Raw genomic sequence first — 14614 nt, forward strand, 5'->3', positions numbered from 1 at the left:
ATTAAAACAAGAGATTTTTCACGGGAAAGTTTATAACTGTTTCGAGGAATTAAAATCAGCCATCGATAGCTATATCTATTACTACAATAATGAACGGATAAAACAGAAATTAAACTGGCAAAGTCCCATCCAATTTCGTAAAACAACCGCAACGGTTGTGTAAAAATATCATTTTAGAGCATGAAAAAAGGAGTGGATTTCTCCACTCCAAAAAAGTCTAACTTTTGGGGGTCACTACATTGTCACAGTCCTTTTTCATTTAAAAAAATGTTTACTTCATTTGACGTATATTATTGGTGAGGCTTCAATTCATTTGGCTTCACTTTTTCTGTTTCTCTTATGATATAAACAGGACGCTGTTTCGTTTCTAAGAAGATTTTCCCGATATATTTCCCGATGATTCCAAGACATAACAATTGGATTCCACCAATGAACAGGAAGATCGAGACCATGGAAGGCCATCCTGATGTAGGATCACCAAACAACAATGCCCGCAAAATAATGAACAAAATTGCAATACCAGAACCGACACAAGACAAAGCGCCGATAAATGAAGCAATCGTTAACGGTGCATCCGAGAAGTTCACGATACCATCAATCGAGTAGTTGAATAATTTCCAGAAGGACCAAGATGTTTCGCCAGCCACACGTTCGCGGTTTTCATAAGAAATATATTCTGTTTTAAATCCGACCCAGCTAAATAATCCTTTTGAAAATCGGTTGTATTCTGTTAATTCTAGGACGGCATCCACCATTTGACGAGTCATCAAGCGGAAATCACGAGCGCCATCGACCATTTCTGTATCGCTGATTTTATTGATCAACTGGTAGAATTTTTTCGCAAAGAAACTGCGTATCGCAGGCTCGCCTTCACGAGTCGAACGCCGGGTGCCGACACAGTCGATATCAGAAGTAGTGATCCGGTTGATCATCTCAGGAAGCAGTTCGGGCGGATCTTGCAGATCAACATCCATCACGGTCACTAAATCTCCTGTAGAAGCTTGCAATCCAGCGTACAGAGCCGCTTCTTTCCCAAAATTTCTGGAAAATGAGACAAAGCGGACATAAGGATAAGCTGAAGCTAGCTTCTTGATTGCTGCTAACGTACCGTCTTTTGATCCGTCGTCAATAAACAAATATTCGAACTCATGGACACCTTTGAATTTTTCAACCTCATCAAAAAAAAGAGGAACAGTTTTTTCTTCATTAAAACATGGGACAACAATTGATACTTTCATCGTTTCTATCCTTTCAATCGTATGTTTATATATGGTTTGCATTCAAAATTTAATAAACCTTAAATAACACCTTTAAAATTTGATTTTACGTAAAAGAACAGGTATTCTTTTTGTAAATTAACGTATTTAGTTTACCATGTTTCCTCGGTTTATCAAACTTTTAAGAACAATTTTTATTAGTTGGCAAGTAGTTTTGGATAGAGAAAAAGGAGGAAGTTCCAGTCTATTGACCAGGAGCAAACAAAATGAAAATACACACACCTATCGGCTTTTTATGGTTAGATGCAGATGAATCCGGATTGACTGCTGTATCTTTTCAGCCAATTTCAGAAAGCGAATCAGCGAATCAGCAAATTTTAACGCGCACACAAGAACAGTTTGAAGAATATTTTGCGGGAAAAAGAAAAGAATTTGATGTTCCTTTATCTATAAAGAGAGGTACGCCTTTTCAGCAAAATGTCTGGAAAGCTTTGTCGACCATTCCTTATGGAGAAATCCGAACGTATAAAGAAGTGGCCGTTGCTGTTGATAGTCCGAAAGCTGTGCGAGCGATTGGACAGGCAAATCGAACCAATCCATTGCCAATCGCTATTCCTTGTCATCGAGTGATCGGGCAAAATGGAAAACTGACAGGATATATGGGAAACGCAATAGATGGGGTTGAAATCAAACGCCAATTGTTGTTGTTAGAAGGATCTCTGCAAAATTAAAAACAGTTGTGATTCGGACATTGTTCCATGCGAGAATCACAACTGTTTTTTCATGTTCATTCTAAACTTTGATCAGCCAAATAAATAGTAAAGCCATCACTGTTTGGAGAAGCCCGACAGCTAATCCATAAGATAAGAAGCGAGTACCTTCTTTCATGAATTTTGCAAAGTCTAAACGCAGACCAATTGCCGCTAAAGCAGTGATCTCAAACCAGCTGCTGATAAAATGTGCCGATTGGTCAATAACTACAGGTAAAGAAAACAAGCTGTTGACCAAACAAAAGATCACAAACCCTAATACATACCAAGGAAGCGGTAATTTTCGTTTTTTCTGCGTATCAGTTGGCGTTTCAAACAGAGCTGGTTGTTTCTTGTGCATGAATTTTTCAAACAGATAGACAACAACAACGAGCATCATAATACGTAGAATCTTAAATAGCATGGCGAATTCGACAACAGAATTGTCAAGTAAGCTTGCCCCAGCGACTACTTGACCAACAGATTGGAGTGTACCACCCAAAAGTGCACTTTTTTCAATGAGATTTCCACCAAACAACTGTAATCCAAGAAAAGGGAGAGTCAACATCATCACAGTACCCAGTAGATTGACTAGTGTGATGATCTGTCCTTTTTCTTCCTCTTTCGCATGGATGGAAGGGGCAATCGAAGCAATAGCAGAAGAACCACAAACAGCGTTTCCTCCAGCCATCATCAAAGAAGAAGTATCGCTGAATTGCAGTTTTTTACCAATCAAGTAAGCACCGATGATAGTGACTGACATTTGCAGTAACACAAAAACAATTCCTTTTATACCAATTTGAGCAATCGTTTGAGCTGTGACAGTTGCACCTAGTAAAAAAACAGAGAATTCTAATAGTTTGCTTTCAGCAAATTTTGTGCCGATTGCTAGAACAGGCTGTTTAAAAAAAGTATTTCCTAATAAAATACCCAATAAAATAGCAATAGTCGCTCCACCTAACTGTGGCAGATAAATAGCAAGAAGCCTGCTGAAGGCAGCGATGGCAAAAGAAAGCAGTAAACCGGGTAAGATTTCGCGGACCGCTGAATCCTTTACAGATTTTATTGGATGTGACAATGATTTCATTTGATCGGTTCCTTTCGTCAATAAATACTAAAAGCATACTCGAACATAGTAGCACTAAACCAGTATTTTGACAAAAGAACAAGAGGTCGTGACAAAAGTCTTGTCACGACCTCTTGTTTCGAATAAACGGTGTTCAAAAGCCAGTTTCTCGGTATTAAGCCAAATTTATGCAAAAATGTGGAAAGCCATTTTCACAAAATTTTTCTTAATACTCGAAACTAAGCGGCTTTTTCACGACCTCTTGGTAAACGGTGTTCCAGAAGTAGCTTCCTCGGAAATAAGCCGAAATTTCACAAAAATTTGAGAAGCAATTTTCGTAAATTCCTTCTTATTTCTTGAAGCTGACCACTTCTTTTACGACCTCTTGGTAAACGGTGTTCGCTTGCATCTGCGGTAATAAGTCCAACCAATACAAAAACATGAACAACTGTTTTTGTTTGGCCGTTCTTATTACTTGATGCAGAACAGCTTTTTCACAACCTATTGAATCGATTATTAAGCGATTTTTTTAGAAACAAATTTTCCATGTTTGCTATGTTCTTTAATTAAGAAACGTACGTAATGAGCAAGAACGTAGAAGACAACTACACTTGCAAACAGACATTCCGCAACTTTTAAGAAATCCAATACGCTACTATAGATACCTAAACTGTTGAAGTAATGAACAGTAGTAAATATAGCTGTTGCAGAGATAACAAGCGGGAATGTAAAGGCTGCATAGCTTGGATAAAAACGAAGCTTGAACAAACGTGGAAGCATAGACAGCACAACGAAATACAATACTTGAGATAAAGCGAACAACGCTACGACAAGATAAAAATTAGGTTCAGCAAAGTTTTTCAGATAACCTGTTAGGCAAAGAGAACCAGGTGCTGCAACGATCGTAATCAGCGGACGTGTCGGATGAGCCATATTTCTTACGAAAAAGACACGTTTGATGATGATCGGCAATAAGAACGCATAGCAGATCAATGAAATCCAAAAGAAAATTTTTCCAATAAGCGGGAAGAAGTTCCCGGCAGTTACAGTGATGACCCCAAATCCAACGTAAATGATAAACCAGCTTGGATAAATTGCTTCAATTGAAAGATCAGCTTTGATAACATGGTGATAATTGAAATAAAAGACAAGGATCACTTGGAAGATAACAGCGCACAGCCAAATGAATTTGACAATTGGTGCAATACTTTCATATGAAACAAAATAAGTACAAATAACCATGAGTGACATCGTAAAAGTTGGTGAAACGGAGGCGATGATTGGATCATGCAACGTTTGTTTCGTGTGTTCGAATAAGATAAACAATTTAACAAAAATGAATATCATAAGAATCATAGAGATACCGCCAGTTAGATTGCCTAAAGCAACATGGTGATAGTCTTTAAACAGATTTCCAAGGGAAGCTAACCCAAGGATCAACCCGCAGATCGGGATCGGAATAATTTTCAAAAAGTTCTTCATATATAATATTCTCCTTTTTATTTAATAGATTTTAGTACCAAGATGAACGAATACATTGTAAAATGAATAGGAATGTATGATTACGAGCAAGCAGACAGCTGATTGTCTTCATCTAAGTTACTAGTTGGATCAGCAACTGTTTTGTTGTACATTTCTATTATAGATGGTTTTTTGTATATTTAAATCAAATAGTTTTTATAGTAATTATCATAAAAAGTTATGGAAGTGGTGCCATGTTTAAGTTATTAACGACTTTTCGAGCAGTATATGAAACAAGAAATTTTTCCAGAGCAGCAGAAGTACTGTTTTTATCTCAACCAGCAGTCTCGAATCAAATCAAACAGTTGGAGCGGGAATTGAATATCGATCTTTTTCAACGTAACGGAAGAAAAGAGATGCTTCCAACTAAGCAAGCCGACTTATTATATGAACGGACACTGGTTTTGTTAGAAGAATGGGAAGAAACTCAGCAAAAATTGCTCAATGAACAAAATGAAGAAGAAGTATGTCGGATCGTTGCTTCCCACACCTTTGCTGTCTATCTTTTGCCTCAGTTGATGAAACATCTGATCAAAAGGTTTCCTAAAGTGCATTTTGAGATCGAAATCGCGAATTCTCATGAATCATTAGAACAAGTAGCGAAACATGAATCCGATTTTGGTTTTATCGAAAAGCCATTAGAGACTTCCGGCGTACAAAGATACTCTTTGATGGAAGACCAGCTAGTCATCGCTGGGGACCCAAAAAGCAAATTGTGGCTTGTAAGAGAAGCAAACTCTGGTGTTTTTCATTACACGCAGCGTTATTTTGAAGAGATGAATATCCAAGATAAGAAGATGATCGTGAAAAGTAACGATGTAATTGTTGCGTTGCTGAAGGAAGGAATCGGTCGCTCGATTTTGTCTAAGCGCTCTGTTCCAGAAAATGTGCCAATGACTCCGTTGAATTTCCATCGGTATTTTTATTTCATCCAACGAACCAATCTGGTTTCTGATCAGCTGCTAGAGATTGCCGAAGAGATCCTTCGATACAATGAAAGCACAGAAACTTCTCACAGCGAGGAGAATCTCAGTTGGTAGATAATTGCATGTATCAAAAAAAGTTCTATGATACACTAAAGATAAGCAGTAGGCTTTTGTACTGCATTTGCTCAAGCAACTGCACAAACGGAAAGTTAATTTTTCCCAAATGTCTATGGAAAGACTTTCCATTATCTAACTGGACCGCTATAATAATCAGCAGTATGGTTTTTAAGAAAAGGGATGAAACATGGAAAAAAAATTAAAAGCTTCGAACGATAATCGTATTGATTATGGCGTGATTTTACCAGTCTTTCTGTTATGTTTGATTGGTCTGCTCTCATTATATGTAGCACTTAGCCATGATCCGAACAATCCAGCAGTCTTGAAAGGCGTAGGGATGCAAGTTGTCTGGTATTTAGTTGGAGCGGCAGCAATCGTTGTCATCATGCATTTGAATTCCAAATGGATCTGGAAACTGACTCCTTACCTTTATGGTTTGGGGTTAGTGGTAATGGGACTCTTGCTCAAATTCTATGATCAGAATTTAGCTGCTTCAACAGGGTCTAAAAACTGGTTTCGATTCGGTGCGTTTACTTTCCAGCCAGCAGAGTTGATGAAGATTGCGTACATCTTGATGATGGCACTGATCGTAACTAAACATAATACGCAAGTAAAAGAACGGACGATGAAATCGGACTTTTGGCTGATTGGGAAGCTCTTGATCGTGACAATACCGGTTTTAGCATTGATCATGGCCCAAGATGACTTTGGAACGATGCTTGTCTTTCTTGCGATCTTTGGCGGGATTTTCCTGATGTCTGGAATCTCTTGGCGCATCATCGCACCTGTAGTAATCTTGGCAGTAGTCGTTGGAGCAGGAACGATCTTCTTGGTTACGACTGAAGGCGGAAGAGACTTGCTTTACAAAGTTGGCTTCAAATCTTATCAGTTTGCACGTATTGATTCATGGCTGGACCCTTTCCATGATACGTCAGGAATGAGTTATCAGCCGGCCCAAGGACTTTTGGCAATTGGTACCGGTGGCTTGTTTGGTAAAGGATTCAACGTAAGCAATATTTATGTGCCTGTTCGTGAGTCCGATATGATTTTTACCGTTATCGGTGAAAACTTCGGCTTTATCGGTGGTGCATTCGTCATCTTCTTGTATTTTATTTTAATCTATCGCATGATTCGGGTGTGTTTCGATACGAATAATGAATTTTACGCCTATATCGCAAGCGGTTTGATCATGATGCTGCTGTTCCATGTCTTTGAGAATATTGGAGCAAATATCGGATTACTTCCTTTAACAGGGATCCCATTGCCCTTCATTAGTCAGGGAGGATCTTCGATTTTAGGGAACATGATCGGTATCGGGTTGATATTATCGATGAGATACCAAAATGAAGCACCTGCAAGATCTTCAAGGAGGTAAGAAAATTGTACACCTTTTACTGGTACCCGAAATGTTCAACATGCAAAAAAGCCAAAGCGTGGTTAGACCAGCATGGCGTTAGTTATCAAACTGTTGATATGATCAAAGAAGTACCGAAGGCCTCAACGATTGAGACTTGGCTAGAAACGAGTCAAGTACCAATCCGTCGCCTGTTCAACACAAGCGGGATGAAATATCGGGAACTTGGACTGAAAGATCAAGTAGGCGAGTTTACGGCTTCAAAAGCGAGCCAAGTCTTATCGACAGATGGTATGCTGATCAAGCGACCACTGATCGTACGAGAGGACCAGCTTGTTGCAATTGGATTCAATGAAAAAATTTATGAAGGAGAACTGATATAAAATGGCAGGCAAGCATTTGAAGAAAAAGGACAACCTTTGGATCTTATTTAATGGAAAAGAATACTGTGTTGGTTTGACAAATGAAGCGCAAGAAGAACTTGGAGACATCACGTTTGCCAATCTGCCAAAAGCAGGACAATCGCTAAAAAAAGATGAACCTCTGATCGAAGTTGAAGCGGAAAAAGCGGTCAATGAATTTGCCAGCCCGCTAACGGGTACAGTTTCTTCTGTTAATGATAAAATCGGTGAAGATATCAATATCTTGAATGATTCAGATGAAATGAATGCGTGGATCTTAAGTTTCAAAGATGTTGATCCAAAAGAATTTGACGAATTATAAAATCAGAAAATCACTTGAAAAAAGTTGACACTGATTCTTCCAGTTGCTATAATCATAAGCAATCCTATATGAAACGAGAAAGCTTTGAAAAGAAGAGTACATGTCACGGACGTTTGAAGAGAGCCCTGTTTGCTGAAAATGGGTAACGAAAATGAGATGGAAGATGGTCTTAGAGCAGAGTAAGCGAGCGTAAGCAAACTTACTACGGGAGTGCCCGTTACAGCGCGACAGTATACGGAAAGAAGCTAAGTCCAAGTACTGGAAGAGGCTGTTATTGCGAAGTAACGGTAAATCAAGGTGGTAACACGGAAGTTCAAGCTTTCGTCCTTTTGCTTAAGGCAAGAGGGCGAAGGCTTTTTTGTTTGAAAAATCATAAGAGAAAGATGTGAATGGCATGTCATTAATCCAACTAACGAATGTCAAAAAGACATTCAATGGGAAAAACGGAAACATCCAAGCCGTCAATGACGTTTCACTAAACGTTGAAAAAGGGGATATTTATGGAATTGTCGGCTATTCTGGCGCAGGAAAAAGTACATTAGTCCGTCTCCTGAATGGACTTGAGCTTCCCACGAGCGGTGAAGTGATCGTAAACGATCAAGATATCAAAAAATTAAAAAACAAAGAATTACGTACATTCCGAAAGAAAATCGGTATGATCTTCCAGCATTTCAACCTGTTATGGTCAAGAACTGTACTTGAAAATATCCAGCTGCCGCTGGAATTAGCTGGCGTACCAAAGAGCAAACGTAAAGAACGGGCAGAAGAACTGTTGCGTTTAGTCGGGTTAGAAGGACGCGGACAAGCATATCCTTCACAACTTTCCGGCGGACAGAAACAACGCGTCGGTATCGCACGAGCATTGGCAAATGATCCTGAGATCCTGCTTTGTGATGAGGCTACTAGCGCATTGGACCCGCAAACAACAGAAGAAGTATTAGACTTATTGTTAGCGATCAATAAGAAATTGAATTTGACCATCGTCTTGATCACACATGAAATGAATGTGATCCGCAAAATCTGCAACAAAGTCGCTGTGATGGAGTTGGGGAGAGTCGTAGAAGAAGGAGACGTATTGACTGTCTTCAGACAACCGAAAAAAGAAGTAACCAAACGCTTTGTACAACAAGACATCGAACCAGAAGCTGATTCGACAGAACTATTAGCTGAACTCATCAAAGAAAATCCAAGCGGCCGTTTGGCAACTTTGACCTTTAGCGAAAGAAATGCCAACGAGCCAGTCATTTCCCAAGCGATTCGACGCTATAACATCGATGTTAACGTTGTGTATGGAAAGATCAAACAAGTGAAAGAAGGTTCCTTTGGTTCATTGACTGTCTTGATGACTGGTGAAACCAAAGAATTAGATCAAGCAGAAGTGTTCATCAAAGAACAAGGAGTAGGAATTGAGGTGATCCATCGTGGATAAAAGCTTTTCAGAAACATATCTAGATTTTAAACAAATCAACCCGGAAACGATGAATCAGGCTATCCTTGATACACTATATATGACATTAATCTCAATGGTCTTAGTGACGATCATCGGATTAGTTTTGGGATTGATCCTTTACTCTATTGGACGCAAAAACAAACCGTATGCTCGAATCATTTATGGAATCGTATCGATCATCAGTAATATTTTCCGGTCAACGCCATTTATGATCCTGATGGTTTTGATCATTCCATTTACTAAAGCAATCGTAGGCACTATGCTAGGTGCGCAAGCAGCCATTCCAGCTCTTGTTTTATCCGCAGCACCATTTTATGCCCGTCTAGTAGAGATTGCTTTTCGTGAAGTCAGCCCTGGTGTACTGGAAGCAGCAGATGCAATGGGAGCAAGTTACTGGGAAATCATCTGGAAGGTCTTGATACCTGAAAGTATTCCCGCATTGATTTCTGGATTAACAGTTACAACGATCTCGATGATCGGATTTACTGCGATGGCCGGCGCGATCGGCGCAGGTGGACTTGGAGGTCTTGCTTGGCAGGAAGGCTACCAGCGTGGTAATCTGACAGTGACATTCGTTGCGACTTTAATTATTTTACTAATCGTATTTATCGTTCAAGGAATCGGTGATTTCTTAACTAAGAAAACAGACAAAAGATAATAGGATATAGGGGGATGTAGGATATGAAAAAGAAAATTTTTGGATTTGCAGCAGCGCTTTTGCTGACTGTAGGATTAGCAGCATGCGGTAACAACAGCGACAGCAAAGATTCAGCAAATAAAGCAGACGACACGACATTGAAAGTCGGAGCTTCACCGACACCGCACGCAGAGATTTTGGAGCATGTGAAACCATTATTGAAAGATGAAGGAATCGATCTTGAAATCGTCAAATTCGATGACTATGTATTACCGAACCAATCTTTGGAAGAAGGCGACATTGATGCCAATTACTTCCAGCATATTCCTTATTTGAACAAAGAAATCAAAGAAAAAGGATATGACTTTGTCAATGCCGGTGCTGTCCACATCGAACCAATGGGCTTGTACTCTAAAAAAGTCAAAGATGTTTCCGAATTAAAAGATGGTGCAACAATCATCACTTCAAATTCTGAATCAGACTGGGGACGCATCATCACAATTCTACAAGATGCTGGCTTAGTCAAAGTCAAAGATGGAGTAGATCTGGAAACAGCAACATTCGATGATATTGAAGAAAACCCTAAGAACTTGAAGTTCAACCATACGATCGACCCATCACTTTTAGCTTCTACGTACCAAAATGATGAAGGTGACCTAGTTGCAATCAACGCAAACTTCGCTTACGGCGCAGGGTTGAATCCATTAGAAGATGCCGTATTGCTTGAAAAGGACAACTCTCCTTACGTGAATATTATTGCGACTCGTAAAGGTGATGAAGACAGTGACAAAATCAAAAAACTGATTGAAGTGCTTCACCGCAAAGAAGTCCAAGAATGGATCACAGACAAATGGGGCGGCTCTGTTAAACCAGTAAAGGCTGATGCAAAATAAGGTATGGAACAAAAAAGATGAGAAATAAGTCTGTAATGGCTTATTTCTCATCTTTTTTATATCTATTCTAATTTAGAAATCAAAATTGTTTAATAATAAATAAAAGATATTTGATTTTAGTAAGGAAGGTCATTGCGCTTCATTCTCAATTAGTCTAAAATGAGTGAGAACGAAAGAGAATTTGGGGGTATAATGCATGTCTGTCTTAGAAATAAAAAATCTACATGTGTCGATCGAGGAAAAAGAAATCCTTAAAGGCGTAAACCTAACAATGAAAACCGGAGAAATCCATGCCATCATGGGACCTAACGGCACAGGAAAATCTACCTTATCTGCCGCTATCATGGGCAATCCAAACTATGAAGTAACAGAAGGCGAAATTTTGTTTGACGGGAAAAATGTTTTAGACTTGGAAGTAGATGAACGTGCGCGACTTGGCTTATTTTTAGCTATGCAATATCCAAGTGAGATACCAGGTATCACGAATGCGGAATTCATGCGTGCAGCGATCAATGCGAAACGTGATGAAAACGACAAAATTTCTGTTATGGCATTTTTGAAAAAGTTAGATGAAAAAATGGCTTTACTAAATATGCCAGAAGAAATGGCTGAACGTTATCTGAACGAAGGTTTTTCTGGCGGAGAAAAGAAACGGAATGAGATCCTACAATTGTTGATGTTAGAACCAACATTTGCAATTTTAGACGAAATCGATTCAGGTCTGGATATCGATGCTTTGAAAGTCGTTGCTAAAGGAGTAAATGAAATGCGCGGAGACAATTTCGGTGCATTGATCATCACCCACTATCAACGATTATTGAACTATATCACACCTGATGTCGTTCACATCATGATGGAAGGACGAGTAGTCATGACAGGGAATGCTGACCTAGCTAAACGTCTGGAAGCAGAAGGCTACGCTGGTATCAGTAAAGAATTAGGAATCGACTATAAAGAAGAAGAAGCGTAAGGGGGAGCAAGAATGAAAGAAAAAAACTGGCTCGATTATCTTGACGCGGTAAATGATTTTTCTTTAAGTAAAGGCGAACCTGATTGGATGAGAACCTTCCGTCAAGACGCACTAACGAAAGCAGATGAACTGCCATTGCCGCATATCGATCGGGTGAAATTCCATCGCTGGTCGTTATTCGATGTGAAAGAAACACAAACCATCAGTGAAACAGGCACGATTCCGGCATTTGATGCAATGAAAGACAATCCTGTGCTTGTCCAACAAGGTTCATGGACGATTTTTGAACAACTGCCTGTGGAATTAGCAGAAAAAGGAGTCATTTTTACCGACTTGTTCACTGCAATGATCGAATATCCAGAACTAGTCCAAGAATATTATATGAAAAAAGCAGTAAACATGAACGAAGACCAATTGACTGCACTCCATGTAGCTTTTATGAACAGCGGTATTTTCCTGTATGTGCCTAAAAATGTCGTGATCGATGAACCACTCGAGTCCTTATTCATTCAAGATGGCGCATCCGATGAGCACTTCTTCAAGCATGTGTTGATCGTGGCAGATGAACATAGTGAATTTTCTTATCTGGAACGTTTCCAGACAACCAAAGAACAAGTAGCAAAATCATCAGGTAATATCATCGTGGAAGTCATCGCTAAAGCTGGTTCAAAAATCAAATATTCAGCCGTAGATCAATTAGGAGAGAATATTACTTCTTATATGAATCGCCGTGGGCACATTTTACGAGATGCTTCTGTCGACTGGGCAATTGGTGTCATGAATGACGGTCATGTGATCGCTGACTTTGACTCAGATTTAGCAGGAGAAGGTGCACACGCAGAAGTCAAAATCGTGGCAATCAGCTCGGGCAGACAAATCCAAGGAATCGATACGCGAGTAACCAATAAAGCCCCTCATACGATCGGGCATATTTTGCAACACGGAGTGATCCGAGAAAAAGGAACATTGACCTTTAACGGTATCGGCCACATCTTGAAAGGGGCAAAAGGTGCAGATGCCCAACAAGAAAGTCGTGTCTTGATGCTTTCTGATAAAGCACGTGGTGATGCGAATCCTATTCTTTTGATCGATGAAAACGAAGTAACTGCTGGACATGCTGCCAGTGTAGGACGAGTTGATCCAGAAGAAATGTACTATCTGATGAGTCGAGGATTGCATAAAGAAGAAGCAGAGCGCTTAGTGATTCGAGGATTCCTCGGTTCTGTCTTAACAGCAATCCCTGTAGAACAAGTTCGGAAAGAATTAGTCGAAGTAATCGAAGGGAAGTTGAATGGATGATCGATGCTAAAAAGCTACGCAATGATTTTCCTATCTTATTTCAAGACGTCAATGATGAACCTTTAGTTTATCTGGATAATGCAGCGACGACCCAAAAGCCAAAACAGGTACTCCAGGCATTAGCGCACTATTACGAACACGATAACGCCAATGTTCATCGCGGTGTCCATACGTTAGCAGAACGCGCGACCCATGATTATGAACAAGCAAGAGAAAAAGTACGGGCGTTCATCCATGCAAAAGAAACAGCAGAAGTGCTGTTTACTCGTGGTACGACGACAAGCTTGAATTGGGTAGCCAGAAGCTTCGGCGACCGCTATATCAAAGCAGGAGACGAGATAGTGCTCTCTTACATGGAACATCATTCTAATGTTATCCCGTGGCAGCAGTTGGCAAAACGAACAGGTGCTGTCTTGAAATATATCGAACTAACAGAAGAAGGCTTCCTGGATATGGAGGATGCAGCGAAAAAGATTACGGACAAAACCAAAATCGTCTCCATTGCTCATGTATCCAATGTCTTAGGTGTCATCAATCCTGTTCAAGAATTAGCTGAACTTGTCCATGAAAACGGCGGGGTCATCGTAGTAGATGGTGCTCAATCTGCCCCGCACATGGCCATTGATGTCCAAGCACTAGACTGTGATTTCTTTGCTTTCAGCGGACACAAAATGTGCGGACCAACAGGTATTGGTGCTTTATATGGTAAACGAAAATGGTTAGAAGAAATGGAACCTGTTGAATTTGGTGGCGAAATGATCAATTTTGTCGAATTATACGACAGTACATGGAAAGAACTACCTTGGAAATTCGAAGCAGGGACACCAAATATCGCCGGCGCTATCGCATTAGGCCATGCAATCGATTATTTGCAAGAACTCGGCATGGACAATATCCATCGATATGAAGAAGAACTAGCCGCTTATGTGTTGCCAAAATTACAAGCAATTGATGGATTGACTGTTTATGGTCCACAAGACCCGAATTTTCGGACAGGGGTCGTTGCATTCAATTTGGATGGGTTACATCCTCATGATGTCGCGACAGCTTTAGACATGGAAGGGGTAGCCGTCAGAGCAGGTCATCATTGTGCGCAACCGCTATTGAAGTACCTTGAAGTATCAGCGACTGCTCGCGCGAGCTTTTATTTCTACAACACAACGCAAGACGCCGACCGTTTAGTTGAAGCAATCATGGCAACAAAGGAGTTTTTCCAACATGGGACTATCTAAATTAGACAATTTATACCGTCAAGTGATCTTGGATCATTCTTCCCATCCGCATCATCGTGGAAGCTTGACTGACTCGACAAGCAAGATCGAATTGAACAACCCCACATGTGGAGATGTGATCGAATTGCAAGTCGATGTAAAAGACGGAATCATCAAAAATATCGCCTTTGACGGCAGTGGCTGCTCCATCAGTACGGCAAGTGCCTCGATGATGACAGACGCCGTCATCGGAAAATCAATAGAAGAAGCAGAACATTTAACTGTAGACTTTCTACAGCTTGTCCAAGGAAAAGAAGTCAAAGATCCCGACCAATTAGGCGATGCTGCTATGCTTGGTGGTGTAGCTAAATTTCCCGCTCGGATCAAATGTGCGACACTTGCCTGGAAAGCACTAGGAAAAGCAATGGAAAACGATGGTACCGTAGCTTTCCATCATTACCACAAGGAAGAGGAGTGAGAA

The 14614-nt window shown here is 40.2% G+C and carries 16 protein-coding genes and 1 other annotated feature; of the genes, 13 read left to right on the forward strand and 3 right to left on the reverse strand.

Annotated elements, in window-relative coordinates; all coding sequences use genetic code 11:
• The coding region (locus OS138_RS12065) for an IS3 family transposase (protein ID WP_325070177.1) at nt 1-163 on the forward strand (163 nt) is incomplete at its 5' end.
• A gap of 127 nt (nt 164-290) precedes the next feature.
• Here the strand turns inward: OS138_RS12065 and OS138_RS12070 are convergent.
• Complete coding sequence (locus OS138_RS12070; protein WP_010776724.1) at nt 291-1238, reverse strand: glycosyltransferase family 2 protein; 948 nt, start codon at nt 1236-1238, stop codon at nt 291-293.
• Between the two features lie 245 nt (nt 1239-1483).
• On the opposite strand from OS138_RS12070, the gene OS138_RS12075 reads away from it, so the two are divergent.
• Nucleotides 1484-1948: a methylated-DNA--[protein]-cysteine S-methyltransferase gene (locus OS138_RS12075; protein WP_325070169.1), complete on the forward strand. Its 465-nt coding sequence runs from the start codon at nt 1484-1486 to the stop codon at nt 1946-1948.
• A gap of 61 nt (nt 1949-2009) precedes the next feature.
• Here the strand turns inward: OS138_RS12075 and OS138_RS12080 are convergent, their stop codons facing one another.
• Together OS138_RS12080 and OS138_RS12085 are read right to left on the reverse strand one after the other, a co-directional pair.
• Nucleotides 2010-3053, reverse strand: a complete 1044-nt coding sequence (locus OS138_RS12080; protein ID WP_002291191.1) for a YeiH family protein — start codon at nt 3051-3053, stop codon at nt 2010-2012.
• A 495-nt stretch (nt 3054-3548) separates the two neighbouring features.
• The gene (locus OS138_RS12085) at nt 3549-4514 is read right to left on the reverse strand and encodes a TDT family transporter (protein WP_002291188.1); all 966 of its coding nucleotides are present in this window, start codon (nt 4512-4514) and stop codon (nt 3549-3551) included.
• A 233-nt stretch (nt 4515-4747) separates the two neighbouring features.
• Here OS138_RS12085 and OS138_RS12090 point away from each other — a divergent pair, with 233 nt between their 5' ends.
• The 11 genes from OS138_RS12090 to sufU all read left to right on the forward strand — a co-directional run bounded on the left by OS138_RS12090 (nt 4748) and on the right by sufU (nt 14611).
• Entirely contained in the window at nt 4748-5593 is an 846-nt protein-coding gene (locus OS138_RS12090; RefSeq protein ID WP_002291186.1) for a LysR family transcriptional regulator, read from the forward strand.
• 190 nt (nt 5594-5783) lie between these two features.
• Nucleotides 5784-6971, forward strand: coding sequence for an FtsW/RodA/SpoVE family cell cycle protein (locus OS138_RS12095; protein WP_002291183.1), 1188 nt, complete (start codon nt 5784-5786; stop codon nt 6969-6971).
• Between the two features lie 5 nt (nt 6972-6976).
• Nucleotides 6977-7333: an arsenate reductase family protein gene (locus tag OS138_RS12100; protein ID WP_086324507.1), complete on the forward strand. Its 357-nt coding sequence runs from the start codon at nt 6977-6979 to the stop codon at nt 7331-7333.
• 1 nt (nt 7334) lies between these two features.
• Nucleotides 7335-7673, forward strand: a complete 339-nt coding sequence (locus OS138_RS12105) for a glycine cleavage system protein H (RefSeq protein WP_002291179.1) — start codon at nt 7335-7337, stop codon at nt 7671-7673.
• Nucleotides 7674-7748: 75 nt separating this feature from the next.
• Nucleotides 7749-8005, forward strand: a binding site (T-box leader).
• A 62-nt stretch (nt 8006-8067) separates the two neighbouring features.
• Entirely contained in the window at nt 8068-9102 is a 1035-nt protein-coding gene (locus OS138_RS12110) for a methionine ABC transporter ATP-binding protein (RefSeq protein WP_325070170.1), read from the forward strand.
• A complete protein-coding gene (locus OS138_RS12115) occupies nt 9095-9781 on the forward strand; it encodes a methionine ABC transporter permease (RefSeq protein ID WP_002287674.1) in 687 nt (228 codons plus the stop codon). Before OS138_RS12110 ends, OS138_RS12115 begins: the two co-directional genes overlap by 8 nt.
• Nucleotides 9782-9804: 23 nt before the next feature.
• On the forward strand, nt 9805-10653 hold the full coding sequence (locus OS138_RS12120) for a MetQ/NlpA family ABC transporter substrate-binding protein (RefSeq protein WP_002287678.1): 849 nt from the start codon (nt 9805-9807) through the stop codon (nt 10651-10653).
• 196 nt (nt 10654-10849) lie between these two features.
• Complete coding sequence (sufC, locus tag OS138_RS12125; RefSeq protein ID WP_002287679.1) at nt 10850-11623, forward strand: Fe-S cluster assembly ATPase SufC; 774 nt, start codon at nt 10850-10852, stop codon at nt 11621-11623.
• Nucleotides 11624-11635: 12 nt separating this feature from the next.
• On the forward strand, nt 11636-12922 hold the full coding sequence (gene sufD, locus OS138_RS12130; RefSeq protein WP_002349856.1) for a Fe-S cluster assembly protein SufD: 1287 nt from the start codon (nt 11636-11638) through the stop codon (nt 12920-12922).
• The gene (locus OS138_RS12135) at nt 12919-14154 is read left to right on the forward strand and encodes a cysteine desulfurase (RefSeq protein ID WP_325070171.1); all 1236 of its coding nucleotides are present in this window, start codon (nt 12919-12921) and stop codon (nt 14152-14154) included. The genes sufD and OS138_RS12135 overlap by 4 nt, the downstream gene beginning before the upstream one ends.
• Nucleotides 14141-14611, forward strand: a complete 471-nt coding sequence (gene sufU, locus OS138_RS12140; protein ID WP_325070172.1) for a Fe-S cluster assembly sulfur transfer protein SufU — start codon at nt 14141-14143, stop codon at nt 14609-14611. Before OS138_RS12135 ends, sufU begins: the two co-directional genes overlap by 14 nt.
• Nucleotides 14612-14614 lie beyond the last annotated feature (3 nt).

Origin of the sequence: Enterococcus sp. E5-37 (assembly GCF_035726925.1) — a bacterium.
Lineage (GTDB): Bacteria > Bacillota > Bacilli > Lactobacillales > Enterococcaceae > Enterococcus_B > Enterococcus_B faecium.

Bases quoted from the DNA above. Each gene is read 5' to 3' on its own strand.
- sufD (WP_002349856.1), top strand. From the start codon at position 11,636: ATGAAAGAAAAAAACTGGCTCGATTATCTTGACGCGGTAAATGATTTT.
- OS138_RS12135 (WP_325070171.1), top strand. From the start codon at position 12,919: ATGATCGATGCTAAAAAGCTACGCAATGATTTTCCTATCTTATTTCAA.
- OS138_RS12080 (WP_002291191.1), bottom strand. From the start codon at position 3,053: ATGAAATCATTGTCACATCCAATAAAATCTGTAAAGGATTCAGCGGTC.
- OS138_RS12105 (WP_002291179.1), top strand. From the start codon at position 7,335: ATGGCAGGCAAGCATTTGAAGAAAAAGGACAACCTTTGGATCTTATTT.
- OS138_RS12075 (WP_325070169.1), top strand. From the start codon at position 1,484: ATGAAAATACACACACCTATCGGCTTTTTATGGTTAGATGCAGATGAA.
- OS138_RS12120 (WP_002287678.1), top strand. From the start codon at position 9,805: ATGAAAAAGAAAATTTTTGGATTTGCAGCAGCGCTTTTGCTGACTGTA.
- sufC (WP_002287679.1), top strand. From the start codon at position 10,850: ATGTCTGTCTTAGAAATAAAAAATCTACATGTGTCGATCGAGGAAAAA.
- OS138_RS12110 (WP_325070170.1), top strand. From the start codon at position 8,068: ATGTCATTAATCCAACTAACGAATGTCAAAAAGACATTCAATGGGAAA.
- OS138_RS12090 (WP_002291186.1), top strand. From the start codon at position 4,748: ATGTTTAAGTTATTAACGACTTTTCGAGCAGTATATGAAACAAGAAAT.
- OS138_RS12095 (WP_002291183.1), top strand. From the start codon at position 5,784: ATGGAAAAAAAATTAAAAGCTTCGAACGATAATCGTATTGATTATGGC.
- OS138_RS12085 (WP_002291188.1), bottom strand. From the start codon at position 4,514: ATGAAGAACTTTTTGAAAATTATTCCGATCCCGATCTGCGGGTTGATC.
- sufU (WP_325070172.1), top strand. From the start codon at position 14,141: ATGGGACTATCTAAATTAGACAATTTATACCGTCAAGTGATCTTGGAT.
- OS138_RS12070 (WP_010776724.1), bottom strand. From the start codon at position 1,238: ATGAAAGTATCAATTGTTGTCCCATGTTTTAATGAAGAAAAAACTGTT.